The sequence below is a fragment of the Kribbella sp. CA-245084 genome (genome assembly GCF_050942355.1).
GTDB lineage: Bacteria > Actinomycetota > Actinomycetes > Propionibacteriales > Kribbellaceae > Kribbella.
Window position 1 is genome coordinate 8,403,641 of sequence record NZ_CP192053.1, and the last position, 25,385, is coordinate 8,429,025.

The 25,385-nt window shown below is 68.6% G+C and carries 22 protein-coding genes; 7 read left to right on the forward strand and 15 right to left on the reverse strand.

What is annotated here, in order from left to right:
* The first annotated feature begins 8 nt into the window (after window positions 1–8).
* On the forward strand, window positions 9–1,433 hold the full coding sequence (gene mptB, locus ACQPYH_RS40350) for a polyprenol phosphomannose-dependent alpha 1,6 mannosyltransferase MptB (protein WP_432882815.1): 1,425 nt from the start codon (window positions 9–11) through the stop codon (window positions 1,431–1,433).
* On the opposite strand, the gene menD is transcribed toward mptB, so the two are convergent.
* From menD to ACQPYH_RS40365, 3 genes are read right to left on the reverse strand one after another with little or no spacing between them, the layout of a single operon-like run.
* Window positions 1,420–3,060, reverse strand: coding sequence for a 2-succinyl-5-enolpyruvyl-6-hydroxy-3-cyclohexene-1-carboxylic-acid synthase (gene menD / locus ACQPYH_RS40355; protein ID WP_432882818.1), 1,641 nt, complete (start codon window positions 3,058–3,060; stop codon window positions 1,420–1,422). The two genes, mptB and menD, sit on opposite strands and share 14 nt — an antisense overlap.
* On the reverse strand, window positions 3,057–3,983 hold the full coding sequence (locus ACQPYH_RS40360) for an o-succinylbenzoate synthase (RefSeq protein ID WP_432882821.1): 927 nt from the start codon (window positions 3,981–3,983) through the stop codon (window positions 3,057–3,059). Before ACQPYH_RS40360 ends, menD begins: the two co-directional genes overlap by 4 nt.
* On the reverse strand, window positions 3,980–5,083 hold the full coding sequence (locus ACQPYH_RS40365) for an AMP-binding protein (protein WP_432882823.1): 1,104 nt from the start codon (window positions 5,081–5,083) through the stop codon (window positions 3,980–3,982). The genes ACQPYH_RS40360 and ACQPYH_RS40365 overlap by 4 nt, the downstream gene beginning before the upstream one ends.
* Window positions 5,084–5,145: 62 nt before the next feature.
* Here ACQPYH_RS40365 and ACQPYH_RS40370 point away from each other — a divergent pair, with 62 nt between their 5' ends.
* On the forward strand, window positions 5,146–6,021 hold the full coding sequence (locus ACQPYH_RS40370; RefSeq protein WP_432882825.1) for a 1,4-dihydroxy-2-naphthoate polyprenyltransferase: 876 nt from the start codon (window positions 5,146–5,148) through the stop codon (window positions 6,019–6,021).
* Here the strand turns inward: ACQPYH_RS40370 and ACQPYH_RS40375 are convergent.
* The gene (locus tag ACQPYH_RS40375) at window positions 5,976–7,181 is read right to left on the reverse strand and encodes an FAD-dependent monooxygenase (protein WP_432882828.1); all 1,206 of its coding nucleotides are present in this window, start codon (window positions 7,179–7,181) and stop codon (window positions 5,976–5,978) included. The two genes, ACQPYH_RS40370 and ACQPYH_RS40375, sit on opposite strands and share 46 nt — an antisense overlap.
* 78 nt (window positions 7,182–7,259) lie before the next feature.
* Here ACQPYH_RS40375 and ACQPYH_RS40380 point away from each other — a divergent pair, with 78 nt between their 5' ends.
* Window positions 7,260–7,724 carry a MarR family winged helix-turn-helix transcriptional regulator gene (locus ACQPYH_RS40380; protein ID WP_432882830.1) on the forward strand — a complete coding sequence of 155 codons (465 nt, stop codon included), beginning with the start codon at window positions 7,260–7,262 and terminating at the stop codon, window positions 7,722–7,724.
* A gap of 413 nt (window positions 7,725–8,137) precedes the next feature.
* On the opposite strand, the gene ACQPYH_RS40385 is transcribed toward ACQPYH_RS40380, so the two are convergent.
* The gene (locus ACQPYH_RS40385) at window positions 8,138–9,256 is read right to left on the reverse strand and encodes a PLP-dependent cysteine synthase family protein (RefSeq protein WP_432882832.1); all 1,119 of its coding nucleotides are present in this window, start codon (window positions 9,254–9,256) and stop codon (window positions 8,138–8,140) included.
* 82 nt (window positions 9,257–9,338) lie between these two features.
* Between ACQPYH_RS40385 and ACQPYH_RS40390 the strand changes: the two genes are divergently transcribed.
* Genes ACQPYH_RS40390 through ACQPYH_RS40400 form a run of 3 tightly spaced genes read left to right on the forward strand, consistent with a single transcriptional unit; the run spans window position 9,339 to window position 11,221 of the window.
* Window positions 9,339–9,650, forward strand: a complete 312-nt coding sequence (locus ACQPYH_RS40390) for a hypothetical protein (RefSeq protein WP_432882835.1) — start codon at window positions 9,339–9,341, stop codon at window positions 9,648–9,650.
* A 37-nt stretch (window positions 9,651–9,687) separates the two neighbouring features.
* Complete coding sequence (locus ACQPYH_RS40395) at window positions 9,688–10,707, forward strand: M48 family metallopeptidase (protein WP_432882837.1); 1,020 nt, start codon at window positions 9,688–9,690, stop codon at window positions 10,705–10,707.
* A gap of 37 nt (window positions 10,708–10,744) precedes the next feature.
* Window positions 10,745–11,221, forward strand: coding sequence for a GNAT family N-acetyltransferase (locus ACQPYH_RS40400; RefSeq protein WP_432882840.1), 477 nt, complete (start codon window positions 10,745–10,747; stop codon window positions 11,219–11,221).
* A 63-nt stretch (window positions 11,222–11,284) separates the two neighbouring features.
* Here ACQPYH_RS40400 and ACQPYH_RS40405 read toward each other — a convergent pair whose 3' ends face one another.
* From ACQPYH_RS40405 to hemL, 9 genes are all read right to left on the reverse strand, one after another.
* Window positions 11,285–12,844: an MFS transporter gene (locus ACQPYH_RS40405; RefSeq protein ID WP_432882843.1), complete on the reverse strand. Its 1,560-nt coding sequence runs from the start codon at window positions 12,842–12,844 to the stop codon at window positions 11,285–11,287.
* A gap of 60 nt (window positions 12,845–12,904) precedes the next feature.
* Window positions 12,905–13,507, reverse strand: coding sequence for a TetR-like C-terminal domain-containing protein (locus ACQPYH_RS40410; protein WP_242000303.1), 603 nt, complete (start codon window positions 13,505–13,507; stop codon window positions 12,905–12,907).
* A 179-nt stretch (window positions 13,508–13,686) separates the two neighbouring features.
* The gene (locus ACQPYH_RS40415; protein ID WP_432882846.1) at window positions 13,687–13,938 is read right to left on the reverse strand and encodes a DUF4229 domain-containing protein; all 252 of its coding nucleotides are present in this window, start codon (window positions 13,936–13,938) and stop codon (window positions 13,687–13,689) included.
* A 1-nt stretch (window position 13,939) separates the two neighbouring features.
* A complete protein-coding gene (ccsB, locus tag ACQPYH_RS40420; RefSeq protein WP_432882848.1) occupies window positions 13,940–14,980 on the reverse strand; it encodes a c-type cytochrome biogenesis protein CcsB in 1,041 nt (346 codons plus the stop codon).
* Window positions 14,977–16,560, reverse strand: a complete 1,584-nt coding sequence (gene resB, locus ACQPYH_RS40425; protein WP_432882850.1) for a cytochrome c biogenesis protein ResB — start codon at window positions 16,558–16,560, stop codon at window positions 14,977–14,979. Before resB ends, ccsB begins: the two co-directional genes overlap by 4 nt.
* Before the next feature lies 1 nt (window position 16,561).
* Window positions 16,562–17,305 carry a cytochrome c biogenesis CcdA family protein gene (locus ACQPYH_RS40430; RefSeq protein WP_432882852.1) on the reverse strand — a complete coding sequence of 248 codons (744 nt, stop codon included), beginning with the start codon at window positions 17,303–17,305 and terminating at the stop codon, window positions 16,562–16,564.
* Window positions 17,306–17,309: 4 nt separating this feature from the next.
* Window positions 17,310–17,873 (reverse strand): TlpA family protein disulfide reductase, encoded by a 564-nt coding sequence (locus ACQPYH_RS40435; RefSeq protein ID WP_432882855.1) that lies wholly within the window; start codon window positions 17,871–17,873, stop codon window positions 17,310–17,312.
* Window positions 17,873–18,496 (reverse strand): histidine phosphatase family protein, encoded by a 624-nt coding sequence (locus ACQPYH_RS40440; RefSeq protein ID WP_432894620.1) that lies wholly within the window; start codon window positions 18,494–18,496, stop codon window positions 17,873–17,875. The genes ACQPYH_RS40435 and ACQPYH_RS40440 overlap by 1 nt, the downstream gene beginning before the upstream one ends.
* A 37-nt stretch (window positions 18,497–18,533) precedes the next feature.
* Window positions 18,534–19,856 (reverse strand): glutamate-1-semialdehyde 2,1-aminomutase, encoded by a 1,323-nt coding sequence (hemL, locus tag ACQPYH_RS40445; protein ID WP_432882858.1) that lies wholly within the window; start codon window positions 19,854–19,856, stop codon window positions 18,534–18,536.
* 256 nt (window positions 19,857–20,112) lie between these two features.
* On the opposite strand from hemL, the gene ACQPYH_RS40450 reads away from it, so the two are divergent.
* Complete coding sequence (locus ACQPYH_RS40450; RefSeq protein WP_432882860.1) at window positions 20,113–21,471, forward strand: lytic murein transglycosylase; 1,359 nt, start codon at window positions 20,113–20,115, stop codon at window positions 21,469–21,471.
* Window positions 21,472–21,574: 103 nt separating this feature from the next.
* On the opposite strand, the gene ACQPYH_RS40455 is transcribed toward ACQPYH_RS40450, so the two are convergent.
* A complete protein-coding gene (locus tag ACQPYH_RS40455; protein WP_432882863.1) occupies window positions 21,575–25,285 on the reverse strand; it encodes a S8 family peptidase in 3,711 nt (1,236 codons plus the stop codon).
* Window positions 25,286–25,385 lie beyond the last annotated feature (100 nt).

The window sequence follows — 25,385 nt, forward strand, 5'->3', positions numbered from 1 at the left end:
TTTCGGGTATGCGTTCGCCGATGGTCCGTGGGCTGGTCGGCTCTGTCGTCGTTGCTCTGGCCAGCCTGGTGACCTCGGTAGTGCCCCAGTCCTCCTGGGTCGCCAGCCTGCCGATCACCGGCGATCTTCGCCACTCGCTGCTCGGCCGGATGGTCGGCCTCACGTTCATGGTCGCTGGGCTCGGGCTGATGGCCTGGGCCTGGCTGGCCGTGGGCCGCCGGGTCATGGCCGGCGAACGGCTCCCGCTGCTCCGCCTGACGGCGTACTGGAGTGCACCTCTGCTGCTGGCCCCGCCGCTGTTCAGCCGCGACGCCTGGAGCTACGCCGCGCAGGGAGCACTCGTCGCCAACGGTTACAACCCGTACGACGTCGGCCCCGGCGTACTGTCCGGCCACATCATCGAGGCGGTCGACCCGATGTGGATGCAGACACCTGCGCCGTACGGGCCGTTGCCGCTCGCGTACGGCGGACTGGTCGCGCACGTGACCATGAACCCGTACACGCTGATGCTCGCGCACCGCCTCCTCGCAGTACTGGGCATCGCACTCATCGCCTGGGCTGTACCGCGTCTGGCGAGCGCATGCCGCGTCGACCCGGCCTTCGCGACCTGGCTGGTCGTGCTGAACCCGATGCTGATCACCCACGGCATCGGTGCGGCCCACAACGACGTACTGATGATCGGACTGGCCTGCAGCGCGTTCGCAATCGCACTGACTGGCCGGTGGGGTACGGCGTCTGTCATAGCGGGCGCCGCAGCAGCGGTGAAGCTGCCAGGTGGACTCGTGGTGATCGCTATAGCCGCTGTGATGAGCCCACTGGCCGGACGGCTGCTCCGGTTCGCCAGTCTGGCGATCGCCGGGGCTGTGTCGGTGCTGACGCTGTTCACGATCGGTGCACTGACCGGTGTGGGCTCTGGGTGGTTCGGTGCGCTGGATGTGCCCGGACTAGTCCGCTCGCCGTTCTCCATCGCCAATCTGATCGGCATGGCGGCATCCGGCGTACTCGGCTGGCTAGGCGAGGACACTGCGGCCGCGCAGGCACTCCAGATCGTCCGACTGGTCGGAATGGTCGCTGCGCTCGGGCTGATCGCAGTGTTGAGTCTCCGGTCGTCGATCCACTACGCCGCACGGGCAGTCGGCATCGCACTGCTCGTAGTGGTCGTGCTGGGTCCGAGCGCGCACGACTGGTACTTCCTGTGGTGCCTGCCATTCCTGGCCGTCGCGAGGCCAGGCCGGAAGCTGACGATGATCATGACCGCGGTCAGTCTGATCTTCACGATCGCCGCACCGCTGAACTCGTCGCTGCGCGGAGCGACGATCCCGATCCTGACCACGACCGCGCTGGTGATCGCGGCAGCGCTGCCGTTGCTCAACCACCTCCGCACCATGCACCCGGCGCGGAATCCGACGAAGGTTCCGGTTACAGCCGCTTGAGCGCAGCCACCATCGCCTCACCCAGCGGGCGGTGGTCGTCGCGTGAGACCTTCACCTCGACGACGTCCATGCCGGCCACCGTCGGCGTAAGCGCAGTACGCAGCTCGTCGACCGTCGCGACGCTCCTGTACGGCGTACCTGTCGCGGCGCACAGTGCGCCCAGGTCCACGTTGTGCGGCGTACCGAAGACTCGCTCGAAGTGCGTGGCATGTGTCGGATCGCCCTGCTCCAGCGTGGAGAAGATCCCGCCGCCATTGTCGTTGACGACCACGATCCGCAGATCAGGACGAGCTTCGTCCGGGCCGATCACAAGCCCGTTGCTGTCGTGCAGGAACGCGAGATCACCGATCAGCGCGTACGTCGGACCCGCGTTCGCCAGCGCCGCACCGACGGCCGTCGAGATCGTGCCGTCGATGCCGGCCAGGCCGCGGTTGGCGATCGTGCGGATCGGGACGACCGGGGCGAGGTCGAGGTCGCGGATCGGGTTCGAGGACGCGACGACGAGCATCCCGTCGGCGCCGACGGCCTCACCGACGAGGGCTGCGACGCGCGGTCCGCTCAGGCTGTCCGCGAGTACCTTGTCGATCTCCGGACGCGCCAGCTGGTCGGCGTGCTGCCAGCGCTCGAGCCAGTCGGTCGTATCGGCGTCGGTGACCTCGAGCCCGGTGACGACGGACCTCGCGCGCCGGGCCGGGTCCGGCCACAGACCGGTCGGCGAGACGACGATCATCTCCACCTCGGGGCGGGCCAGCAGCTTCGAGATCGGCCGGGACAACGTCGGGTGCCCGAACACCAGCACCCGTTCGATCTCCGACCCCAGGGTGCTTGCCTGCAGCAACAAACGGTACGCCGAGATGACGGACGGACCGATCCGCGCCCGGCTAGACGGCTCCGCGAACAGCGGCCACTTGCCTGCCTCCGCGACCAACCGCGCGGCCTGCGACGCACCATCACCTGCGACCACTACCGTCTTCGGTCCTGGTGAGATGACCGACGGCTTCCCGGCTGCCGCATGTACTGCAGTCCACGGCCCAGTGCTGCGGCCCTGCAACGACTCAGGCCACTCCGGGCCGTCTGTCGGCACGAGCGGTTCACTGAGCGGGCAGTTGAGCTGCACCGGTCCGGGGTCAGCGGAGCGAGCGCCTGTTGCGTTGGCGACTGCTCGCGCGACCTGAGACCGCCAGTACGCAACCTGTCCGATCTCGCGGACCGGCGTACCCATCTCATGAAACAGCCGGACTGCAGAGCCGAACACCTTGATCTGGTCGGTGGTCTGGTTCGCGCCGCTACCCCTGAGGGCCGGCGGGCGGTCCGCACTCAGGATTATCAGCGGGAGCCCACTGTGCGACGCCTCCAGTACGGCGGGGTGCAGGTTCGCCACCGCCGTACCGGACGTGGTGACCACTGGGACCGGCAGACCGGTGCCGCGCATCAGCCCGATGGCAAGGAATCCCGCCGTACGCTCGTCGATCCGCACGTGCAGCCTGAGCCGTCCACTGCGATCCGCCTCGGCCAGCGCCAACGCCAGCGGGGCGCTCCGGGAGCCGGGTGAGACCACCGCTTCCCGTACGCCGTTGCGGATCAGCTCATCGACCACCACAGTCGCAAAGGCCGTGGACGGGTTCATCCCGCACTCCTCACTCGCTCCAGGCGTTCTTCCCACACTTTGGTCCGCTCCGCATCGGCAAGCGCCGCTTCCACCAGGTATGCATCCGGGACAACTCGCTTCACCGGCAGGAATCCGTCGACTGCAACTAGTGGCTCTGCAACTAGTTCGGATGTGAACATCGACACCGTCGCCAGACCACACGCGTAGGGAAGCTCCGGCAACGCCGCTGCTAACGCCACCCCGGCAGCAATCCCCACCGAGGTCTCCAACGCCGACGACACCACCACCGGCAGCCCGATCTGCTCGGCGATGTCGAGGCAGGCGCGAACGCCACCGATCGGCTGCACCTTCAGTACGGCGATGTCCGCGGCGTCGAGCTTCTTCACCAGCAGGGGATCCTCAGCCCGCCGGATCGACTCGTCCGCCGCCACCGGTACGTCGGTACGCCGCCGCACCTCGGCCAGCTCCTCCACGGTCGCCGACGGCTGCTCGACGTACTCGAGGCTGAAGCGCCGCAACTCTTTGAGGCTCCGCACGGCCTGATCGACGGACCAGGCACCGTTCGCATCGATCCGCACGTGTCCTGCGCCGATCGCGTCCCGCACTGCTTCTACGCGGGCGATGTCGTCGGCCAGCGTCTGTCCCGGCTCGGCCACCTTCACCTTCGCCGTACTGCAGCCGCTTGCTCTCACGATCTCCGCGGCCTTCTCGGGACCGATCGCGGGCACGGTGCAGTTGACCGGGACGCGGTCGCGCACCGGCGCCGGCCAACCGACCTCGGCGGCTTCGCGCGCGGCGCGTAACCAGGACACGCAGGTCGCATCGTCGTAGTCCAGGAACGGGCTCCACTCCGCCCACCCCGCCGGACCTTCGAACAGCATCCCCTCGCGGACCGTGATGCCACGAAACTTGTTCTTCAGCCCGATCGAGTACGTGATCACCGCACACCCTCCAGCAACCCCTGCCGATCAACCTTGCCCGAGGCAAGCATCGGCAACGCATCCAGCCTGATCACGTCCTGCGGAGCCCATGCCCGAGGCAACGTCTCACTCACCCAGTCGCGCAACGCATCTCGTTCAACCCCGACCGGCTCACCGACCACGAACGCGACCACTCGCGTCCCCCACTCCGCGTCCGGAACGCCCAGCACCACAGCATCTTTCACCTGCGGATGCTCGAGCAGCCGCGCCTGGACCGTGGTCAGCGTGACATTCACCCCACCGGAGATCACCACATCGTCGACCCGACCAACGACCCGCAGCCGCCCGTCCACCAGCCCGCCCCGATCCTGCGTCCGGAACCACCCGTCCCTCAGCACCTCGGCCGTCAGCTCCGGCCGCAACCGGTACCCGGAGAACAGCGTGCTCCCCTTGATCAGGATCCGCTGTTCGTCATCGAGCGAGATCGACGTACCGTCCAGCGGCACCCCGGCGTACACACAGCCGCTCCCGGTCTCGGTCATCCCGTACGCCGGAATCGCGGTGACACCGGCCTCCGCCGCCTTCGCCTTCAACGGCTCCGGCGTCGACGCCCCGCCGATGATGATCGCGTCGAACGACCGCAGCGCATCCGCGTCCGTCTCCAGGTACCGCGCCAGCTGCGTCGGCACCATCGCCGTGTACCGCCGAGCACCTGTCATCGCGGCAGCGCTGTCCGTGAAGCTCTCCCCGAGCATCACCGGCGTCGTACCCGCGACCAGCGACCGCGTGAGGATCTGCAACCCGCCGACGAAGTACGGCTTCATCGGCAGCAACCACTGCCCCGGCCCGCCGAGCCGATCGTGCGTAGCCACCGCTGACGCGATCAGCGCCTCGCGGGACAGCAGCACGCCTTTCGGCTCGCCCGAGGACCCGGAGGTGGTCAGCACCACAGCGCATCCGTCGTCGACCGGCTCTGCCGGCACCGCAGCCTGCTCGACCCGAGCGGCCCCGACCGCATCCTCCGGCACCGGCGCGAACGGCGTACCGCTCCCGTCCAACACACCGGCAAGCGCCGCCAGCACCGCATCCGGCGTCCCCGAAACCAGCCGCAACGTAGCCATAACACCCCGAGCGTACGGCCCACCTCCGTGCGCCTGACTCGCGGCTGACAGAATCGACGGTCATGGCCACACCTGCCCAGTGGATCGAAGGCGCCCGCCCCCGCACCTTGCCCGCCGCGATCTCCCCCGTCCTCGTCGGAACCGGCGCGGCCGCGTACCTCGACGGCTTCGTCTGGTGGAAGGCGCTGCTGGCCCTCGGCGTCGCGCTGGCGCTCCAGATCGGCGTCAACTACGCCAACGACTACAGCGACGGCATCCGCGGCACCGACGAGAACCGCGTCGGACCGCTGCGCCTGGTCGGCTCGAAGGTCGCCTCCCCCGGCCAGGTCAAGACCGCGGCGTTCACCTGCTTCGGCATCGGCGCCGCCCTCGGCATCGTCCTCGCCGCGACCACCACCTGGTGGCTACTGGTCGCCGGCGCCGCTTCTCTCCTCGGCGCGTGGTTCTACACCGGCGGCAAACGCCCGTACGGCTACCGCGCGCTCGGCGAAGTCAGCGTCTTCCTCTTCTTCGGACTGGTCGCCGTCCTCGGTACGACGTACGTGCAGGCCGAAACCATTACCTGGCCCGCCGTCGCCGGCGCCGTCTCGGTCGGCTCGATCGCGTGCGCGCTCCTGGTGGCCAACAACCTCCGCGACATCCCGACCGACTCCGTCACCGGCAAGCGCACCCTCGCCGTGGTCCTGGGCGCCGCGCGCTCGCGCCAGTTGTACGCCGCACTGGTGATCCTCGCGTTCATCCTGGCCGCCGTCTCCGCGATCGCCACGCCCTGGACCCTCCTCGCCTTCATCGCCGCACCGCTCGCAATCAAGTCGATCCGGGTAGTCCTCAGCGACGCAGTCGGCCCCGCCCTGATCCCGGTCCTCAAGGGCACCGGCCAGACCGAACTCCTCTACGCCATCGGCCTAGCGGTCGGCCTGGCGCTGGGCGGCCGGTAGTCCGGCAGGATCAAGCTGCTGTTGGCTTCCCGGCCCTGATCGCCCGTCATGCTTGCGGCCCGGAGTTCAGCATTGCGTGCGTCGAGGACCTCTTGGGTGCCGGGGGCAACAACCTGCTTGCCGATCTCGACCAGCGCCTGGTTCTCCTCGACGAACGCGCGGATCCGCGTCTCGTACGCCGCGAACGCGTCGGCGTGATCGGCGTACGTCGCCAGCTCGCCGGCCAGCACGTACGCCCCGACGAGCGAAACACTCGAGCCCTGACCCGACATGAACGAGGTCGCGTACGCCGCGTCGCCGACCAGCCCGACCCGGCCGCGTGACCACGTCGGCATGTGGATCTGACTGACCACATCGAAGAACAGATCGTCGGACTCCCGCATCGCGGCGACCAGTCGCGGCACGTGCCAGCCCTGATCCGGGAACGTGGCGGCGACCAGTTCGCGCTGCGCCTCGGGATCGCGGAAGGCGTCGTACGGCGGCTCGTCCAATCGGAACGTGAGGAAGCCGTGCATGAGCTCACTCGGCTCGTGCGCGTACAGCACCGCCGCCCGGCCGGGGACGTTCCACGAGACGCCTTCGTGGGCGAGCCCGAAGTCGTTGTCGAGCGTGAAGCCGGCGAACGCGTAGCCCTGGTACGAGTGGAACGCCTCCTCCGGGCCGAAGACGAGCCGCCGTACGTTCGAGTGCAGGCCGTCGGCGCCGATGACGAGATCGAACGTACGCCGGATGCCGCTGTCGAAGACGACGTCGACACGATCGCCCCGATCATCGAGCTGCGCGATCGAGTCACGGAACAGGAAGTCGACCTTGTCGCGGATCGGCGTGTAGAGCGCGTCGGCGAGATCACCACGCCGTACCTCGAGATCGAGCCCTTCCGTGCCACCGGTCATCGCCTCGGGCCGGATCGCGGCGATCAGCTCGCCATCGGCATCCACGAACGAGATCCGATGCGTGTCGACATGCGCCTTGCGGAGCTGCGGCAGGAGTCCCATCCGGTCGGCGACGTCCCTCGCCGTACCGCGGATGTCGATCGCGTACCCGCCGCCCCGGACCTCCGCGGCCTTCTCCACCACGGTCACCTCGAACCCGTACCGATCCAGCCAGTAGGCCAGCGCCGGCCCGGCGATGCTTGCACCTGAGATCAGAACAGTCGTCATGATGGTGATCCCTTCCAGAAGTATGTACCTTAGGTATCTAACTCCTGGATCATAAACATACCTAAGGTAGGTAATCAAGTGGCGGCTGACTCCGGAGACGAGCTGGCGTTGCTCCCCCGCCTGGCCCAGCTAGGCACGGCGATGAACCGCGGCCGCGTCGCCCAGCAGGCCACGGAGGCGACCGGGTTAGCCCTGGACCGTCCGGCGATGACGATCCTGCTGACCCTCTCCATGGCAGACACCCCCCTCCGCGTAGGCGAAATCGCCGACCGAATGCAGGTCGTCGGCCCCCACGTCACCCGCCAGGTCCAGGCCCTGGAACACCGCGGCCTGGTCCGCCGCGTCACGGACCCCCACGACCGCCGAGCCAGCCTCATAGAACCCACCCAAACCGGCACCGAAGCCGCCAACCGCTACACCGAAACCATCGCCACCTGGTTCCGAGACCTAATCGCCAACTGGCCAGCCGAAGACCGCGCAGACCTAAACCGCCTCCTAACCAAACTCACCGACGACATCACCGCCCGGCTAGCCGACTCCTGAAGACGCCGACATCCGGAGACGGCAGCCTGCAAGTCACCGCCAGGCGGGCAGGAGCGCCTAGCCGGCGCGTCGGACAAGCACGCGACGACAGAGCAGCTGCGCAGCACGCGCCGACTGACAACAGCCGGCCGCCAACCACGGTCAAGCCGCGAGCATGCGCGCCCCGCAGGCACCCGCGAGCACGCGTGGGGCCAACCGCAGTCCGCCCGGCCGCAGGCGTTGGCCAAACAGTCACCGCGAGCGGAGCGAGCGCACCCGCGGCGGCAGCCGGCAACATCCGGGCGGCAGCCCGGACACCCGGCGGCAGCCGGCAGTACGGCGATGAGCCGGGGGTGGGTGGGAGCGCGTGGAGCGGGTGCTTCCGAGGAGCGGAGCGACGAGAGAGCGCCTGCGTAGCGTGCGGGGGCGGGCTGTTACTCCGGTTCCGTCCAGACGCCGGTGTGGGTGAAGGTTTCGAGGGTGACGGTGTACGGCGTGATGTCTATGCCGCTGGTGCGCAGCCAGGCGTCGTCGTAGTACGTGTTGCCGTAGCGTTCGCCGCTGTCGCAGAGGAGGGTGACGATGCTGCCGCGGGTGCCGGACTTGCGCATTTCGGCGGCCAACCTCAGCGAGCCCCACAGGTTGGTGCCGGTGGAGCCGCCGACGAGCCGTCCGGTGACGCGGGAGCAGAAGCGCATCGCAGCAATAGACGCAGCGTCCGGGACAGAGATCATCCGGTCAACGACGCCCAGCACGAACGACGGCTCCACCCGCGGCCGGCCGATGCCTTCGATCCGCGACGGACGACCAGTGGAGAAATCGTGGTCGCCGGCTTCGAACGCGGGGAAGAACGCGGAGTTCTCCGGGTCGACCACCGCGACGCACGTGTCGTACCGCTGGTAGCGCACGTACCGCCCGATGGTCGCCGACGTACCACCGGTGCCGGCCCCGACCACGACCCACGTCGGGATCGGGTGCTGCTCGAGCGACAGCTGGCCGAAGATCGACTCGGCGATGTTGTTGTTGCCACGCCAGTCCGTCGCGCGCTCGGCGTACGTGAACTGGTCCATGTAGTGCCCGCCGGTCTCCTCGGCCAGGCGCTTGGCCTCGCCGTAAATCTGGCCGGAGCGTTCGACGAAGTGGCAGCGGCCGCCGTAGAACTCGATCAGCTCGACCTTCTCGGGGCTGGTCGAGCGCGGCATCACCGCGATGAACGGGAGCCCGAGCAGCCGCGCGAAGTACGCCTCGCTGACCGCTGTGGAGCCGCTGGACGCCTCGATGACGGTGGTGCCTTCGTGGATCCAGCCGTTGCAGAGGGCGTACAGGAACAGGGACCGGGCGAGCCGGTGCTTGAGCGAGCCGGTGGGATGTACGGACTCGTCCTTGAGGTACAGGTCTACGCCGGTACCTTCCGGCATCGGGAACACATGCAGATGGGTGTCCGCGCTGCGGTTCGCGTCGGCGTCCACGATCCGGATCGCCTCGGACACCCAGGCGCGCGCCTTCTCGTCCCGCCGGTCGACCTCGCGGCACACCCTGTCAGCCTCACTCATGCGGGCCAGGCTAGGACCTACAGCCCGATTTGAGTATTCCTACGCTCGGTGACCGGGGTCCGTGGGCGACAGGATCGAACCCATGATCCCCCTCGGAGCGGTCGAGTTCACCCCCGGCGAAGTCGCCCTGATCCTCGCCGTACTGACGCTCGGAGCCACCGCCCTCGCCCTCCCCGCAACCCTCACCTTCGCCTGGGTCGGGCACCGCCGCGCCACCCAACACCGAGGCTGGACCGCGTTCGGATACTGGCTCACAGGTACGGCGATCTCCCTCGCCACCACCGCCCTCGCGGCAGACAAAGGCCTCGGCTGGTGGGCGGTGCCACTGGGCTGGATCCCGACCCTGTTGCTGGCCGTAGTGCTCAAACCTCGAACAGACCCAAAGGCGAGCTAAGTTGGGGGTCCATGACGAGCGGGAAGCAGGGGGAGCGATGAGCGAGAACGGCGATCGGCCGACGCGGCAGCGGGTGACGTTGACCGATATCAGTTCGCGGGCGTGGGAGCACCCTGCGGACCGCGGCGCGCTGGTGGCGCTGCGGCAGTTGAAGGGCTTCGACTACCTCCTGCGGAAGATGTCGGGGATGATCAACGAGCGGGCGTTCCGGCTCCAGTTCCTCGGCTCGGCGATCCGGGTGGACGAGCGGCAGTTCCCGACCATGCACCGGCTGTACACCGAGGCCGGCGCCACCCTCGACGTCCGCCAGCTCCCCGAGCTGTTCGTCACCAACAGCCCGATCTGGAACGCGATGACGATCGGCATGGACAAGCCGTTCATCGTGGTCAACAGCGCGCTGCTGCAGGGCATGGACGAGGAAGAACTGCGGTGCGTCCTCGGTCACGAGCTCGGTCACGCCCAGAGCGGCCACGCTCTGTACCAGTCGCTGCTGCTCTGGCTGATGCGCCTCACCGGCGCGTTCAACTGGATGCCGATGGGAGCGCTCGGGCTGCGCGCGATCATCGCCGCCCTGCAGGAGTGGTCCCGCAAGGCGGAGCTGTCCGGTGACCGTGCCGGTCTGCTCGCGGTGCAGGACCCGGCGGTCGCGCTGCGCGTCCAGATGAAGCTCGCGAGCGGCGGCCAGCTCGCCGAGCTCGACACGACGGCGTTCCTCGCGCAGGGCACGGAGTACGAGAGCGCGGGCGACCTGCGTGACAGCGTGCTGAAGCTGCTGCTGCTGGAGGCGCAGTCGCACCCGCTGCCCGTGATCCGCGCGCACGAACTGCGCCGCTGGGTCGACGACGGCGAGTACATGACGATCGTGTCCGGCGACTACCCGAAGCGGCAGGACGACGCCAGCGCGTCGATGTCGCAGGAGGCGAAGAACGCCGCGAAGTCGTACACCGACGCGTTCAACCGCTCGCAGGACCCGCTGGCCAAGCTGATCCGCGACCTCGGCGACGGCCTCGGCGGCGTCCGCGACTGGGTCTCCTCGAGGTTCCCACCCCGAAACTGACTGGTCCACCGTCCGGGCCGACTGCGATCCTGTCCGCGTGATCGACATACAGGCCATCGGCCCGGACGACTGGAAATCCTGGAGCCGACTCCGGCTCGCCGCGCTGGAAGAAGCGCCGTTCGCCTTCGGTTCGCAGCTCGCGGACTGGATCGACGCCACCGAGGACCGCTGGCGCGAGCGGCTCAGCGCGCCCGGCGCCTACCAGGTGATCGCCTCGATCGACGGTACGCCGGCAGGCATGGCCGGCGGGTTCCCGGCCGACGACCACGCTGAGCTGGTGTCGATGTGGGTCGCGCCGGCCGGTCGCGGCAAAGGCGTAGGCAACGCACTGATGACCGCCATCGAGGACTGGGCCCGCAGCATCGGCGCAACCGCCCTCAAGCTGTCCGTTGTCCCCGGCAACGATCCCGCGCACGACCTCTACCTACGCCACGGGTACGTCGACACCGACGACCTCGGCGACCTGATGCCCGACGGCGTACGCCGCGAGATCGTGATGAGCAAAACCCTTTAGACAAAGACGAAGGGCCCGCTTCCCCCCTCCCGGGAAGCGGGCCCTTCGAGTATCAACAGCAGATCAGCCCATGTGGACCGGGGCCTGGCCGTCGTTCGCCAGGTCCTTGTGCTTGATCGACAGGCCGACCAGCGTGATCAGCGCAGCGCCCAGCGCCAGGAACGCCGACCAGATGAACGCCCGGGTGAACCCGTGCGTCGTAGCGAGCGCAGTGAATTGACCCTGCAACTGCTTGATCTGTTCCGGCGACTGCCCGGACTCGGCCGCCTTCTGCAGGCCCGGGGCCAGCTCGGCGAACTTGTCCTTGATCGCGCTGGTGGAGATCGTGCCCAGCAGCGCCAGGCCGACCGCACCGCCGATCTGCTGCACGGTGTTCAGTACGGCGGATCCGACACCGGAGTCCTCCGCGGCGACCCCGCTGACCGCGGTCAGCGTGAGCGGCACGAAGATCAGGCCCATACCGAACGAGAGCACCAGGATGTACGGCAGCAGGTGCGTCCAGTACGTCGAGTCGACCTGGAGCCGGCTGAACCCGAACATGCCGGCCGCCACGAACACGCCACCGGTACCGGCGATCCACCGCGGGTCGACCCGCGCCACCAGCGTGGACGCGACCTGGGCCGCGATCACGATGCCGAGGCTGAACGGCAGGAACGAGATACCGGTCTTCAGCGCGCTGTAGCCCATGATGCTCTGCACGAAGATGCCCAGGAAGTAGAACATCGAGAACATCGCCGCACCGACGATCAGCATCACGAAGAAGCTGACCCCGCGGGTCCGGTTCGCGAGGATCCGGAACGGCATCAGCGCGTGCTTCGAGCGGGCCTCGATCGCGAGGAAGATCCCGATCAGCGCCAGACCGCCGAAGATGTACGTCAGCGTGAGCGCGTCGCCCCAGCCGTTGGTCGCGGCGTGCGTCAGGCCGTAGACCAGCGAGGTCAGACCCAGCGTGCCGGTGATCGCACCGGGCAGGTCGAACTTGCCGGTCTGCCGCTCGGACTCCCCCAGGAACCGGAAGGCCAGTACGGCGACCAGCAGGCCGATCGGGGTGTTGATGAAGAACGTCCAGCGCCAGGACGCCTCGGTCAGCGCGCCACCCAGGATCAGGCCGACGGCAGCACCCGCACCGGACATCGCGGCGTACACGCCCATCGCCCGGTTGCGTTCCTTGCCGGCCGGGAACGTCGTGGTGATCAGCGCGAGCGCGTTCGGCGAGGCCGCCGCGGCCGCGAGGCCCTGCAGGATCCGGCTGGCCAGCAGCACGGTCTCGCTCTGCGCGATACCACCGACGAACGACGCCAGGCCGAACAGGATGACGCCGAACACGAAGACCTTGCGGCGACCGAGGATGTCACCGATCCGGCCGCCGAGCAGCAGCAGACCGCCGAAGGCCAGCGCGTACGCGTTGACGACCCACGGCAGCGACGCGTCGCTGAAACCGAGCGCGCCCTTGATGTGCGGCAGCGCGATGTTGACGATGGTGCCGTCCAGCACCACCATCAGCTGCGCCATGCAGATCAGCGCGAGCGCGATACCGAGATTGCGGTGACCGTGGCCGTTGGCACCGACCGCATCGGTCGGCCTGCCTTCCGGCGGATCGGCCTTGATGACTTCTTCGGACATAAGAGAACTTCCCCTCTTGGGCAGACTGTCTTGCTATTTCGCGGACCGGCCCCTCACCGGTCAGCTCACCTGCGACCCCCGCGCCGCAGGCAGGATCACGTTGTCGATCACTCGGAGGATCAGATCGTCGGTCGGCTCGACGCCGAGGATGTACGCGTGGTGGATGATCACCGCGGGCAACGTCACCGACAGCAGGTCGACGTCGACGTCCGGCGCGATCTCGCCGCGCTCGACGGCACGCTCGTACACCTTGTTGGTCAGGGCCTGCCGGGGCGCCAGGAAGCGCTCACGGAAGGCCTTCTGCAGCTCGTCGTCACGATGCAGCGCGGTCAGCAGACCGGCGATCACCGACATCGGAAGCTCGTCGGTGAAACCGCCCGCGCCGCAGGCCATCGAGATCAGGTCGCCGCGCAGGCTGCCGGTGTCGACCTCCTCCGGCATCGGGCACCCCTTGGCCCGGCTGATCGCGTCGACGACCAGCTCGGCCTTGGTGGACCAGCGCCGGTAGAGCGTCGCCTTGCTGGCCTTCGCCGCCGTCGCCACCGCGTCCATCGTCAGCCGGTCGTAGCCGAGCTCGGCCACCACCGCCACGGTCGCATCGAGGATCTCGTCCTCACGACCACCCTCGACCCGCGGCCGCTGCCGTACGCCTACGTTGTCCACCTTGATCACCCTGCGTAGCTACAAGAACACCGATAGAACGAAACTGTTTCGTTTCATCCATCACTCTACGACTCATGTGAAGGGATGCACAAAGGATTTTCTGAGGAATTCATAAGTGGCATAGGTCACTCTCCGTACCAGTGGATCACTGGTACGGCGTGGTCACGCCGGACGGAGGCTCAGTCGTCGTCTTCGGCGGTGCGAGCCTGCTCGAGGCGCTGCGACATGTTCGCGGCACGGGTCTCGATCTTGCCGGCCAGCCGTTCGCGGGCGGCGCGCAGTACGAAGATCGAGAGGATCGACGACAGGATCAGGGCGACCAGGAGCAGCGGGAAGACCGTCAGCCAGTTGTTCAGTGCGAGCCAGAGCGCGCCGAAGCAGACGGCGAACAACACCGCCCGCAAGCCGGTGTAGATGGCGAACTCTTTCATCTCAGACCCCAGCGTAAGAGTGCAGGCCCGAGACCAACAGGTTCACGCCGACGAAGTTGAAGATGAACACGAACCAGCCGACGATCGCGATCGTCGCGGCCCGGCGGCCACGCCAGCCGGCGGTCGCGCGGGCGTGCAGGTAGGCGGCGTACACCACCCAGGTCACCAGCGACCAGACCTCCTTGGGGTCCCAGCCCCAGTACCGGCCCCAGGCGTGCTCGGCCCAGATCGGACCGGCCACGAGTACGCCGAACGTCCACAGCGGGAAGGCGAACGCGAGCACCTTGTACGCCGTACCGTCCATCGCCTCGGCGCTCGGGAGCCGGCGCAGCGATGGCGACATCGTGCCGCCGGCCAGGACCTTGCGCTCGGCGCGGGCCTTCACGAGGTACAGCACCGAGACGAGGCCGCCGACGGTGAACGCACCACCGGAGATCGCGGCCGAGGAGACGTGGATGACCAGCCAGTACGAGTGCAGCGCGGGGACGAGCGGGCCGGCCGGGGTGTAGAGCGCGAGGGAGGCCAGGCCGAGTACGGCGGCGATCACGAAGGTCACGCCGAGGCCGAGCCACTGCAGCTTGTACTTCGATACGAAGATCAAGTAGACGATCGCGACGGCGAGCGATGCGGTGATGGAGAACTCATACATGTTCCCCCACGGCACCCGCCCGGCCGCCAACCCACGCGTCACCACACCACCCAGGTGGAGAACAAACCCCAACCAGGTCAGCAGCAAACCGATCCGGCTGGCGGCATCCATCCGCTCGGACGACGCGGCGCCTTCGGCGCCGGAACTGGAGGAGCCGGCCGAACCCGGGGCGACGGCGGACGCCGTCGAAGCCGACGACGCAGAGGCGGAGGTGGTGGCGCCGGAGGCGACCAGGAGCTCGGCATCGGTCTGCTCCGCAGGAGCAGCTGCCTTCGCCACACCAGACCGGCCGAGGGCCCACTCCATCGCGTGGGAGATCAGGGCCAGGACGTAGATCACCGTCGCGGTCGGGATCAGCAGGTTGGAGACTTGTGCGTAGGTCTCCGGGCTCATGGCTGCTCCTCGTTGCTCGGGCCGGGCTTCAGACTCTTGGTAATGGCTTGGATCTCGTCGCCGAGGCCGCGTTCGGGGCCGCGGTCCAGACCGGCGACCTCGACAACGGTACGCCCGTCCTCCTCGCGGACGCGCACCCAGGTACGACGCGGATGGATGAACAGCGAGCCCATCAGCCCGAGGATCGCCAGCAGGATGCCTGCCAGCGCGAGATCCGTCCCGGGAGTGTGGCTGACCTGCAGCTTCACCCACCGGCTGTATCCGTTGAACGTGATCGACCCGGCCTTGTCCGGCAGCGCGACGGTCTGCCCGGGCGCGAGCTGGAACCGCCACTTGTCGCCGTTCTGCTGGAACTGCGTCAGCTTCGACTTGTCCAGCTGGTACACCGACTCCGGCTTCCCGGTCTCCGGCTGCGGCCGGCCGTAGTACCCGGTCATCACCAGTTGCGGGTTCAGATCGTCGGGGAACACCGACACCGGACCGTCCGGACCGATCACCGCGGTCGGCAGGAAGAAGCCTTCGAAGCCCAGCGTCATCGGCCGCGCGTCCGGCGCCTTGACCACACCGAACGAGGAGAAGTTCGAGTCCTGCGGCAGGAACGGCGCCGGACCGGAGAACGCGACGTTCCCCTGCCCGTCCCTGACCGTCACCCGCGGCGCGTATCCGTGACCGAGCAGGTAGACGCTGCTGCCGTCCAGCTTCAGCGGATGGTTGACCAGCAGGTCGTACGACTTCTCCGGCGCGTCCGGCGTCTCCTGGTAGGCAAGCTGCGCCTTGAACTCCCGCGCCGCACCCTTCTGCGGACCGTCCTCCTGGAACTTCACCTCGAAGTTCTTGACGGTCAGCGAGAACGGCGGCAGGTCGTCGTCACCGCTGAACGCACGCCCCGGCGTGAAGTCGTCGTACTGCGCGACCGTGTTCGAGAACCCGTTGCCCACGACAACCAACACCGTGCCGCGATACCCGAACAGCGAGCCCCACGCGACGCCGACCAGCGCGAGGATCAACGAGAAGTGGAAGAGCAGGTTGCCCGCCTCACGCAGATAACCACGCTCCGCGCCGACCGCTCCGTCGTACGCCTGCACGCGGAAGCGCCGCTTGCGCAGCTCGCGGGTCGCGGCCTCGAGGACGTCGTCCCCGGCGTCGACCTCGAACCGTTCGTACCCGGGCAGCCGGTTCAGGTTCCGCGGCGGCTTCGGCGGCCGGGCCCGCAAGCCCTTCGCGTAAACGGAAAGCCGGGGTACGACGCAGCCGATCAGCGAGATGAACAGCAGCAGGTAGATCGCCGAGAACCACGCCGACTTGTAGACGGCGAACAGCCCGAGCTTGTCGTAGATCGGTCCGAGCGTCTTGTGCGCCGTGAGGAAGTCCGAGACCTTGATCGGGTCGATCGCCGTCTGCGGGACGAGCGATCCGGGCACCGCGCCGAGCGCGAGCAGGAACAGCAGCACCAGCGCCGTCTTCATCGACGTCAGCTGCCGCCAGGTCCACCGCAGCCAGCCGACCAGTCCCATCGCCGGCGGTGTCGACGGCTCCTCGGGCTTCGAGGACGCCGCGATCCGGTCCTTGACGTCGCTCATCTCAGACCGCCGATCCGAAGTTGGCGACCCACTGCCGCAGGTCCGCGGTCATCGCATCCCACACTCCCGTCAGCAGCAGCAGTCCCACCGCGATCATCAGTACGCCGCCGATCCGGATCACCAGCAGCTGGTGCTTGCGGACCCACGCCACCGCGCCCAGCATCCGCCGGAACGCCAGCGCCGCGACGATGAACGGAATGCCCAGCCCGAGGCTGAACACCAGCGCCAGCGCGGCGCCCCGCGCGGTACTGCCCTCGGTGGTGGCCAGCGTCATCACGGTCCCGAGCGTCGGACCGATACACGGAGTCCACCCGAATCCGAACAGTACGCCGAGCAGCGGCGCCGCCGCGATCCCGACCGCCGGAACCCGGTGTACCCGCAGGTCCCGCTGCATGAAGCCGAACCCGCCGAGGAAGATGATGCCGAGCACAACGGTCAGTGCACCGAGCACCCGGGTGATCGCGGTCTGGTGATCGATCAGCAGATCACCGGCCTTGCCGAACACCACCCCGGTCAGGATGAACACCGCGGAGAACCCGGCCACGAACAACGCCGTACCGGCCAGCATCCGGCCGCGCTTGGCCGAGTCCAGCTCGGCCGCGGACAAACCCGTGACGTAGGAGAGGTAACCGGGCAGCAGCGGTACGACGCACGGCGAGAAGAACGAGATCGCGCCGGCGAGCACCGCGATCGGCAGTGCTACCAGCATCGACCCCGTCATCGAGTCGGCGAACCACTGTCCCATCAGCTCAACCGGCGTCCTTGACCATGCCGAGCAAGGTCTGCTTCGTGACTTCGCCGACGACCCTTCCGGCGACCTTGCCGGTCTTGTCGATCACCAGCGTGGTCGGGATGGCGGCCGACGAGATCTGCCCGCGGAACCGCAGCAGGCCCTTGCCGTCCGGGTCGTAGAGGTTCGGGTACGGCACCGCGAACTCCTGGACGAACTTCTTCGCCTGCGCCTGATCGAGGTCGCGGGTGTTCAGCCCGATGAACTGCACCGACGGGCCGAGCTCCTTCGCCGCCGCGACCAGGTCAGGTGCTTCCTTGCGGCACGGCGGGCACCACGAGCCCCACACATTCAGTACGACGACCTTGCCGGCCTGGTCGGACAGCGTCCAGGTCTTCCCGTCCAGCGTCTTCCCGGTGAGCTCCGGAGCGGCCTTCCGGTCCCCGGCCGCGAACACGGACACATTGCCGTTGCCGCTGACGAAACCCGACTGGCCCTGCCGGCTCTGCGAAGCCTGCTGACCCGAGCTGCACCCCGCGACGAGGAGCAACCCGGCCACTGCGACCGCCGTACGACGGATCATCACGCACCACCCACGAACTTCTTCGGGGGCTTGACCGGCAACAGGTCCTTCGCCGGTTCGGAGTAGCCGACCGAGACGATCTGGTCGCCGTGGAAGGTGAACGAGGTCAGGCTGGCCAGGCTGCACTGCCGTTTGCGCGGGTCGTGCAGCATCCGGCGGCCCTCGACCGCCGACCGGACGGTCCAGATCGGCAGCTGGTGCGACACGATCAGCGCCTCGTGCCCGGCGGCCTTCTCCCGGGCGGTCTCGATCGCGTCGCGCATCCGCCGGACGATCTGCTGGTACGGCTCACCCCACGACGGCTTCCAGGGATTCCGCAACAACCACCAGGCGCTGGGCCGGCGAAGCGCGCCGTCGCCGACGCCGAACTTCTTGCCCTCGAACAGGTTCGCCGCCTCGATCACCCGCTCGTCGATATCGGGCGTGAGTCCGAAGACCTTGGCGATCGGCTCCATCGTCTCCTGGGCCCGCTCCAGCGGCGAGCTGACCAGGTGCACGATGTCGCGGCCCTTGACGTGCTCGGCCACGCGCTCGGCCATCGTGCGGCCGAGCTCGGACAGGTGGAAGTCGGGGATCCGGCCGTAGAGCACGCCGGTCGGGTTGTGCACCTCGCCGTGACGCATCAGGTGCACGACCGTCGTTTCGGTCACCGCTGTCCCTTCAGTCTTGTACTGCGGCTGCTGCCCGAGCAGCCGGGGCGAGAGCCGACTCCAACGCGGCCAACGCGTCGTCGTCGATGGCCGCACTGACGAACCAGGCCTCGAAGGCGCTCGGCGGCAGGTAGACGCCGGCGTCCAGCATGGCATGGAAGAACGCCGTGAACCGGGCCAGCACCTGAGCGTTGGCACCGGCGAAGTCCCGGATCTCGGCAGGTCCCTCCGAGGACTCCACGAAGAAGACGCTGAAGAGGTTCCCGGCCGCCTGGATGACGTGCGGCACACCCTCCTTGTCCAGCGCGGTCGACACCAGCCGCTGGATCGTGAGCGACGTCTCGTCGATCTTGGCGTAGACCTCGTCGGTCGCCAGCCGCAGCGTGGTCAGACCGGCCGTGGTGGCGATCGGGTTCCCGGACAGGGTGCCGGCCTGGTAGACCGAGCCCTCGGGTGCCAGGTGGGCCATCACATCGGCCCGGCCGCCGAAGGCCGCGGCCGGGAAGCCTCCGCCCATCACCTTGCCGAACGTCATCAGATCCGGCTGTACGCCGTCGACGCCGTACCAACCGGAGCGGGTGATCCGGAAGCCGGTCATCACCTCGTCGGAGATGAACAGCGCGCCGTTGTCGCGGCAGGCCTGCGCGAGGAAGGCGTTGAAGTTGTCGCGCGGCGGGACGACGCCCATGTTCCCGGGCGAGGCCTCGGTGATCACGGCCGCGATCTGGTCGCCGTACTCCGCGAACGCAGCGGTGACGGCGGCCTGGTCGTTGTAGGGCAGCACGATCGTGTCGGCCGTGGTCGCCTCGGTGACGCCCGGCGTACCGGGGATGCCCAGCGTGATGACGCCGGAACCGGCTTGGGCCAGCAGTGCGTCCACATGGCCGTGGTAGCAGCCGGCGAACTTGATGATCTTGGCGCGACCGGTGAACCCGCGGGCCAGCCGGAGCGCGGACATGGTTGCCTCGGTCCCGGACGACACCAGCCGGACCTTGTCCACCGGTGTCCGGGCGACGATCTCCTCGCCGAGCAGTACTTCGGTCTCGGTCGGCGTCCCGTACGACGTCCCCCGGGCGACCGCGGCCTGGACGGCGGCGATCACCTCCGGGTGCGCGTGTCCGAGCAGCAGCGGACCCCAGGACGAGACCAGGTCGACATAGCGGTTGCCATCGACGTCGGTCATGTGACATCCGTCACCAGATGCCATGAATCGCGGTACGCCGCCGACGGCGCGGAACGCACGTACGGGAGAGTTGACCCCTCCCGGAGTGACTGCGGAGGCCCTGTCGAAGAGCTCGGCGGACTGTTCTGTGTGTGCGGGCACGCCGGACATTCTCCCCGACCGGCCACACGGCCCGGTGGGCAGGGCAGTCCGAATTACACCGGTGGATCGTGCGCAGGGGGTTCACAGGCGCTTTGTTACGCGCCAGTATGGGTACCCGGTGACCGCACGTACACGGTCTCGTCCGGCGCGTAACCCACGCAACGGGGCGGACGTTAGACCTATTACGACGGCAACCGAGGAAGACTACGAGACTGTCCGCGGCGTGGGGCCGGGCTGGTCGATGAGTCACGGAGGGGAATCATCGATGGCGAAGGGCAAGCGCCGCGCCACGGCTAGCGGTTGGCGTCAGGTGGCGCCGCTGATCCCGGTGGCGTTGTTCGCGAGCGCATTCACCGTCAGTGCCACGGATGATCCGGCGGTCGCCACGGCGTCGCTGGAGCAGGGTCTGTCCGGAGGTAACTCGGTCGTCGTTCCGAAGCAGCCGATCTCCCAGCCGGCCAGCGTGCCGCAGCCGGGTGTGGTCGGTCCGGGCGTCGATCCTGGCGAGCAACCGACCCAGGTGGTCTCCGGACTGTCGAAGAACGGCATCCCGAACGCCGCCCTGAAGGCGTACTCCCGGGCCCAGCAGGTGCTGGCCCAGGCCGACCCGGCCTGTCACCTGCCCTGGACGCTGGTGGCTGCGATCGGCCGGGTCGAGTCCAACCACGGCCGCTTCGGCGGCAATGCGCTGAACTCGCAGGGCGTCGCAGTCCCCGGTATCTATGGCCCGCGGCTGGACGGTTCGTCCGGCATGGCCCGGATCTCCGACACCGACGCGGGCGCGTTCGACGGCGACGGCGCGTTCGACCGCGCGGTCGGCCCGATGCAGTTCATCCCCGGCACCTGGCGAGCCATGGGAGTGGACGGCGACGGCGACGGCGTGCGGAACCCGCAGGACATCGACGACGCGGCCATGTCGACCGCGGTCTACCTGTGCTCCGGCAAGACCGACCTGTCCGATGCCTCCGACCTCAACGCGGCCGTGCTGCGCTACAACCACTCCCAGCAGTACGTCGACCTCGTGGTCAGCATCGCCAAGGCGTACGCCGGCGGCAGCTGGATCGCGGTCGGCAACGGGACGTCGGGTGACGACGTGGACGACGCCGGCCAGCAGATCGGCGGCGGGGACATCAACGCGCCGTCGGACAAGAACCTGCCGAAGACGATCGACCTGCCGACCCCGCCGCCCACGGTGATCACGACGCCGACGGACGAGCGGGACGACACGCGGCCGACCGTCGTTCCGACCGACCGCCCGACGTCGAAGCCCACGCCTGGCAAACCGACGTCGAAGCCGACGCCCGGTAAGCCGACCCCGACCAAGCCGACGTCGAAGCCGACCACCCCGACCACGACCACGCCCGGTGTCTCGACCCTGACGACGGCGGTAGGCCTGATCGTCGGCACGGTCGGCTCCACGGTCGCCGAGCTGCAGACGGCCACGACGTACTGCCAGTCCGAGATGGCGAAGGTGACGATCACCAAGCCGACCCAGGACCAGCTGCAGAAATGCGTGACCGCCTACCAGACCGGTGGGGCGAAGGCGGTCGACCAGGTCATCCGCAACCTGCTGTCCCTGCTGGGGCTGCTGGGCGTTCTCGGTGGAGGCATCCTCGGGAGCTGATCCCCCACAGACCGGCGCGCCTGCCCCCACCCCTCCCTAGGCGCGCCTCTGGCGACGCCACGGAGCACATCCCCCCGGCTTCGTGGCGTCGCCTTTTTAACGATCAGAACGTCCAGGCTTTGTCGATCGTCTGGATGATGCTGTTGCCGAGCAGATCGGTCGCCCTCACCCGCACACTCGCCGCGGACGCGCCCGCCGGCGGCGCCGGCAGCTTCGCCCGGACGGTGCCGATGCCTCGCAGCGACAGCTTCTGCCAGGTCTTCCCGTCGTAGGAGATCTCGGCAGTCGTGCGGAAGATCGGCGCCCCGCGCACGCCCGGCTGGTAGGCCGGCGTGAGCTCGAGCCACCCGTCGGTGTGCTTGTAATCGACCTGCACGAGCGGTAGCACAGCCCGGCTCTTCGTCGGCACCGACAGGAAATGCCACGTCGTATGGGTCGACGTCGACGTGGTTGCCCAACTGTTGGCGCCGCGCTTCTGGTCCAGCGTCAGGTCGTACCACGCGGTCCGCGCCGGCACCGCCCACTGCGCCACCGACCAGTTCGCACTCCCGAGCTCCACGCCGTTGCTGCTGAGCTTCATGCTCGTCACGTCGCCGCGATCGCCCCAGCCGAACACGCTCCGATCACCGCTCACGTACTGCGGAATCGCGATCCGCAACGCATTCTCGAACCGCGCCGGCGGCCAGCCCTGCGCCACATCTCCAGCGGAGTCCGACAACCCCGGTACGGCGGGACGCATCAGCGACTCCCACCAACCCCGCGTGACCTGCTCCCCCGGCCGATAGCTACGAGGGATCGTCGACTCGTATCCGCTCTCGTTCCACTCCCCTGCCGACGTCGTCTCGTCCCAGGTCACGCCCTTGAGATCCGTGACGAGGTAGTCGGTACGGCTCACCGGTCCGGTCACCGCCCGCATCGACGTCAGCCCGGTGCTGATCCCGGGCAGGTGCGCGATCCGCTGGTCGGTGTGCAGGAACCACGCGTCGTTCCGCTGGAAGTTCGTGGTCACCACGGCCGGATGCATCTTCGCGACGTCGTACGTCAGCGGTCCCTTCACCGTCGACGGTCCGATCGCGACGTCATACCGGTAGGTGCTGTCGAGGACGCCGCTCAGCTTGAGCGAGACCGGTCCCTTCGCGAGGGTGGCCAGCAGTTGCTTGCCCTGGTCGGACCGCAGGAGGTAGAGCGGGATGCCCTGCTCGGTCCCGGTCGACCAGTAGCCGGGCGCCTCGTTGTAGAGGAACACCACCTTGGCACCGGCCGCCTTCGCCGCCTGGACCTGCGCCTCGATGTCGTCCGGCGACATCCAGCGGATCAGCGCGATCTTGCCTTTGGCACCGGTCAGCTCCGCCGGCGTACCGTCGCCGCCGTTGTAGAGCGGGAGGTTCTCGTTCCCGACGTACACAGTCCGGTAGGAACCCTGGCCGGGCGTCGGCAGGCGGCCGGCGCCCGGTACGTCGACGGTCAGCTGCGGCTGGGCGAGATCCCAGCGCTGCACGACCTGGAAGGTGCCGTTGGCAACCTTTCCGAAATCCTGAGCGTAGATGCCGTTGGCAACCTTGCCGTCGAATCCCCAGCCGGACACGGCGTCCCGGTCGCCGACCTTGCGGTGCCAGGCGATCCCGATGCTCTTGGCATCGGCCGGCCGCGGCGTCTTGATCGTCACCTTGTGCGCGGTCCGTGCGTCGAACGTGAAGGTCCGGTCGCTGCCGATCCACTCGTCCGGATCGCCGAGCAACGTGATCGAGTTGGCCCAGTTCGCCTCGTCACCGCCCACGGCGTACGCCATGACGCTGTAGCGGCCGGTCGGTACGTCGAGGGTGCGGCTGCCGTTCTCGTCGAACGCGATCGCGTTGACGTCACCGGTGTCCTGGTTCCACAACTGCACGCCGCTCGCGCCGGCCTCGGTGGTCGCGGGCTTGCCGTCGCGGCCGATCGCCTTGACCGTCACCTGGTTCAAACGACCACCGGCGGCAAATCCGATCCCGGTGCGGACCGACTCGCTTCCGGCCGCCATACCAGACCGTATGGTACGGGCGGTCAGTGCGCCGGCGTAGTTGGCGGGCTGGGTCTTGGCGAGGTCCAGCGTGACCAACGCGGAGGCGGAGCCGTGCGCCGGGACAGTCAGGCGGGACGGGCTCACCGAGACGGCGGCCTTGACGCCGGCCGGGGACCGCACGTCGACGGACAGGTCAAGGCTCACCGCACGGTTCGAGCTGTTGCTGTAGGCAACCTTCCGGGTAACCGGCGCGGGTGCGGTCGGGCCGGTCCAGGAGAGGTCGCCGAAGAACAGGTTGGCGGTGTCCGGGAGGACCTTCGGGTCGAGTGCGTTCGGGATGTCGATCCGGCCGAGGCCTTGCTGGTCGGTGCGGGCACCCGCGGACGGGACCGCGGTCGAGGCCAGCGCGGCCTTCAGCTGCGGGCCGGTCCAGTCGGGGTGGCGCTGGGCCAGGATCGCGGCGGCACCGGCCACGTGCGGCGTCGCCATCGACGTACCGCTCATCGCGGTGTAGTACTGGCCGAGGATGTGGCCCTGCGCGGTGCCGGCGGCGCGGGCAGCGGCGATCTCCACGCCCGGCGCGGTCACCTCGGGCTTCAGGGCGCCGTCGCCGATGCGCGGGCCGCGGCTGGAGAAGCTCGCGAGGCTGTCATCGCGGTCGACCGCTCCGACGGTCAGGGCCTCGGAAGCCGCGCCCGGAGAACCGACGGTTTCCTCGGCGCCGGAGTTGCCGGCCGCGATGACGAACAGGGTCCCGCTGGACTTCGACAGCCGGTCGACGGCCTCGCTCATCGGGTCGGTGCCATCCGACGGGAGACCGCCGAGGCTCATGCTGACGACCTTCGCGCCCTGCTGGACGGCCCACTCCATACCGGCGATCGCCTCGGAGTCGTAGCCGCCGCCGCTGTTGTCGAGAACCTTGCCGATCAGCAGCTCCGCGCCGGGCGCAACGCCCTTCCGCTTACCGTCGGACGCAGTACCGAGACCGGCGACGATCGACGCGGTGTGCGTGCCGTGGCCGTGCAGGTCCTGGACCGCCTCGTCCGGGACGAAGCTCTCCGACGCGACGACCTGCTTGGCGAGGTCGGGGTGCCCGGCGTCGTACCCGGTGTCGAGGACGGCGACCTTGACGCCGTGCCCGTCGTACCCCTGCTTCCAGGCGGTGGGGGCGCCGATCTGCTTGTCCGACTGGTCGTCAGTGGCGTGGGTGCGGCCGTCGAGCCAGATCTTGGTGACCTGGCTGGTCCTGAAGGTTGTCGGACCGCTGATGCCGTCCCAGAACGCCTTCGCGTCGGACTTCTGCACGGTGACCGCAGAGCTTCCGACGCTGGTGAGGGTACGGCGGAGGGTCGCGGCCGCCGGGGTGGTTGGCGCGCTGCGCAGGGTGGCCGGCGCGGTGAGGAGGAGGGGCAGCCGGTCGCTGCTCGCGTCGTCGTACCCCTGCGCAGCGAGTTCGGTGAGGTTGAAGAGGCGCTTGTCGAGGCGGCCTGCGCTGAGCAGCGGGTAGGCCTCGGACGGGATCAGGCTGAGCTCACCGTCGAACGTGCCGAAGTAGTACGGCTCGTCGTCGGTCAGCCGGGCCGACACCTGCCCGTTCGCGCTCGTGGTCAGCTCGGCGACGTCGCCGGTGACGAGCGTGATCCGCTTGACCGACGCGCCCGGCGTCGGGCTGACGGCGCCGCTGGACTGCGCAGCGCCGGCGGGCTGGGCGGCGTGCGCCGGGGTGGTCGTCAGCAGCAGGGAACTGACGACCACCGCGGCGAGCAGGCCTGACGCGAACCGTGGCGATCGGGCGGCTGATTTCGAATACGGCACAGCGGGACACCTCCCGATGCCCCGACCCACGCGAGGCCATCGTCAGGAGCCTCACAGTTGCCCCATCCCCCAGTCCACCCACTCCCTTGCCCAACACCCG